General features: G+C 65.0%; 4 protein-coding genes and 1 pseudogene. 3 read left to right on the top strand and 2 right to left on the bottom strand.

Annotation, left to right across the window (positions count from 1 at the left end):
• From B3587_RS03145 to B3587_RS03135, 3 genes and pseudogenes are all read left to right on the top strand, one after another.
• Positions 1-235, top strand: a pseudogene (locus B3587_RS03145) (hypothetical protein); the annotation flags it as partial.
• A 159-nt stretch (positions 236-394) separates the two neighbouring features.
• A complete protein-coding gene (locus tag B3587_RS03140) occupies positions 395-799 on the top strand; it encodes a rhodanese-like domain-containing protein (RefSeq protein ID WP_292726484.1) in 405 nt (134 codons plus the stop codon).
• 57 nt (positions 800-856) lie between these two features.
• Entirely contained in the window at positions 857-1771 is a 915-nt protein-coding gene (locus tag B3587_RS03135; RefSeq protein WP_292726482.1) for a DMT family transporter, read from the top strand.
• Positions 1772-1838: 67 nt separating this feature from the next.
• Here B3587_RS03135 and B3587_RS03130 read toward each other — a convergent pair whose 3' ends face one another.
• Positions 1839-2255: a cytochrome c oxidase subunit 4 gene (locus B3587_RS03130; protein WP_228178616.1), complete on the bottom strand. Its 417-nt coding sequence runs from the start codon at positions 2253-2255 to the stop codon at positions 1839-1841.
• A 3-nt stretch (positions 2256-2258) separates the two neighbouring features.
• A partial coding sequence (locus B3587_RS03125) for a cytochrome c oxidase subunit I (protein WP_292726480.1) occupies positions 2259-3415 on the bottom strand: 1157 nt, incomplete at its 5' end.

Here is a 3415-nt window from a genome sequence, read left to right as displayed (position 1 = left end):
CGACCACATCGCCGAGCAGGAGGACGCCGAGATCCAGGCGATGCACGAGCGCGCTGGTGTTCCGGATGCTCCGCACCACCCGATCACCGACGGCAAGCAGTCCGAGACGGCGGTTCGCCCAACGAACGTGATCGTCACGGACGAGATCGTCGAGAACACGGCTGCCGATAAGGGAACGTCGAACACGGATGTCGATCCTGATGACGACGTGCATCCCGGCGGGGCCACGAAGTAGTCTCAGCGGAACGGCGAGGGCCCGGCATCCACGGATGTCGGGCCCTCGCCGTTCCGCTGTCCCCCAGCCACGGACTCTGGCAGGATCCGAGGGAAACGTGGCTGCCCGAGACCGTCCTTCGCGCTCTGAGCGTCGCGACGTGCCTCTAGTCTCGGCACCATGAGTAGCTCAGACTTCTTCGCGACCCGCCTCGCCCACGAGACCGATCCCTCAGACGTATACGCCGCGCAGAAGGCCGGGGAAGCCATTGTGCTTGTCGATGTGCGCGGCGTCGATGCGTGGCAACAGGGCCGCATCACGGGCGCGATCCACATGCCCTACCGCGAGATCGCCGTGCGCGCCCCGCGTGAGATCGCCGCGGGTGCCACCGTGGTCGTCTACTGCTGGAGTCCGGGCTGCAACGCCGGCGTCAAGGGCGCGCTCGAGTTCGCGAAGCTCGGCTACGCGGTCAAGGAGATGATCGGCGGGTACGAGTACTGGGCGCGGGAAGGTCAACCGACCGAGAACGACGAGGGTCCGCTCCCCCGCGTGTTCGATCCGCTGGTGATGGTGGTCCGCGGATGAAAGCGGGGTCCGGTTCCCGCCAGCGTCGGGTCGGTCACACCGGATAGCGTCACCATCGTGTCCGCTTCTCCACTCCTCGCGCCGACCCGAAACAGCGCGGTCGCGATCATGTTTGCGGCACTGTCGCTGGTGTGGGGTGCAAGCTTCCTGTTCATGAAGGTTGCGGTCGGCGCCTTCGACCCGGCACAGGTGGCCCTGGGACGCGTCATCCTCGGCTCTGTCACGCTCGCCACGATCATGGCACTCACGCGTCGACGGTGGCCGCGCGAAGGCCGCCTGTGGGTGCACATGATCGTCGTGGCGGTCTTCTTCTGCCTTCTGCCGTTTCTGCTCTTCGCCTGGGCTGCTCAGAGCCTGCCATCCGGGCTGTCGGCCATCCTGAACGCGACAACGCCACTGTGGACGACACTGGTGGCCGTCGTCGTGCTGCCCAGCGAACGGATGACGGCACGACGCCTGGTCGGGGTGATCATCGGAGCTATCGGTGTCGCGATCGTCATGGGCGTGTGGGATGTCGTCTCCTCCGCAGAGTTCGCCGCATCTCTTCCCGCGCAGCTCGCTTGTCTGGGTGCCACCGCCTCGTACGGCATCGCTCTCGGCTGGATGCGGCGCTTCATCACGGGGACCCACACCCACGACAGCGTGACGATCGCGTCGACACAGATGGCGGTGGCAGGGGTGCTCGCCCTGGCTCTGCTCCCCGTCATCGGTCTCTCGCCGGTAGCCTGGGCCCCGGCCCCGGTCCTCGCGCTCGTCGCCCTCGGATGTCTGGGAACCGGGATCGTCTACGTCTGGAACACGCGCGTTGTCACCGAGTGGGGCGCCGTCGGTGCGTCAACCGTCACGTATGTGATTCCGGTGGTCGGAGTGGCGCTCGGCATCATCGTGCTCGGCGAACGGTTCACGCTGAACGAGCTCATCGGCGCGTTCATCGTGATCGGCGGCGTGCTCCTCGTCCAACGCTCCCGCTAATCAGGGCTCTCAACGGAGAGCGCGCAGCGAGGGGACGGACGCAGGGCCTAGCCGGCGAAGCGGGAACCTAGCGGGCGAAGTAGCCGCGGTAGTACTCGTAGACCCAGCCGATGATCGCGACGACGAAGATACCGAGGCCGATGGGCACCATCCACGCGCCGACCGCGAGCCCGATGATGGCGACAGCGGCCGAAGATGCGAGGACGAGGGGCCACCAGGACCAGGGACTGAACTCACCGATCTCGGGGTCACCGTCGTCGATGTCCGCTGTGAGAACGTCCTCCGGCAGTTCACCACCCTGCGCGCGGTGAACGGCGCCGGTGTAGAACCCGATGAGTGCACCCATCAGAGCGGTGAAGAACAGGGCGACGGTGCCAACCCACTCGAGGTTGCCATACCAGATGACGCTCCAGACGGTGTACGCGATCGCAACGAGAGCGAAGAAGCCCGTGAGGATCCACCACAGCGACACATTGGTGCGCATGGACTACTTCACCTTCCCATCGGCAAGATCGACAACCGGTGTGTGTGGAGCATCCTTGGCCGGGCCGACACCGACCGTCATCGGCGCAGCCTCGGGGTGGTTCAGGTCGAATGCCGGACGCTCGCTACGGATGCGCGGGATCGATGTGAAGTTGTGTCGCGGCGGCGGGCACGACGTAGCCCACTCGAGCGAACCACCGTAGCCCCACGGATCGTTGACCGTGACCTTTGGCGCCTTGCGAGCGGTGATCCACACGTTCAAGAGGAACGGAATCATCGAGACAGCGAGAATCATCGACCCGACGGTAGAGAGCTGGTTCTGCCAGGTGAATCCGTCGGCTTCCGCGTAGTCGGCGTATCGGCGGACCATGCCCTCGACGCCCAACCAGTGCTGGACGAGGAACGTCATGTGGAAACCGATGAACAGCAACCAGAAGTGAACGTAGCCGAGCCGCTCGTTGAGCATCCGACCGGTCCACTTCGGCCACCAGAAGTAGAAGCCCGCGAACATCGCGAACACGACGGTTCCGAAGATGACGTAGTGGAAGTGCGCGACAACGAAGTACGAGTCCGACAGGGCGAAGTCCAGCGGCGGCGAGGCGAGGATGACGCCGGTCAGACCACCGAAGACGAACGACACGAGGAAGCCGAGCGAGAAGATCATCGGGGTCTCGAACGTCACCGAGCCGCGCCACATCGTTCCGATCCAGTTGAAGATCTTCACGCCGGTGGGCACCGCGATCAGCATCGTCATCAGGGCGAAGAACGGCAGCAGCACCGAGCCGGTGACGTACATGTGGTGCGCCCACACAGCGACCGAGAGAGCGGCGATCGCGATCGTCGCGTACACGAGCGTCTTGTAACCGAAGATCGGCTTGCGGCTGAAGACCGGGAAGATCTCGGACACGATGCCGAAGAACGGCAGCGCGATGATGTACACCTCGGGGTGACCGAAGAACCAGAACAGGTGCTGCCACAGCAGCACGCCCCCGTTCTGTGGGTCGTAGATGTGCGCACCGAGCACGCGGTCGGCGGCGGCGGCGAAGATCGCGGCGGCCAGCACCGGGAAGGCCATGAGGATCAGGATGCTCGTGATGAGCGTGTTCCAGGTGAAGATCGGCATGCGCCACATCGTCATGCCGGGTGCGCGCATCGTGATGA

The organism is Microbacterium sp. UBA837 (assembly GCF_002296025.1).
Lineage (GTDB): Bacteria > Actinomycetota > Actinomycetes > Actinomycetales > Microbacteriaceae > Microbacterium.
Note: the sequence above shows the minus strand (reverse complement) of the source record. Positions and strands in the feature narration are given on the sequence as shown.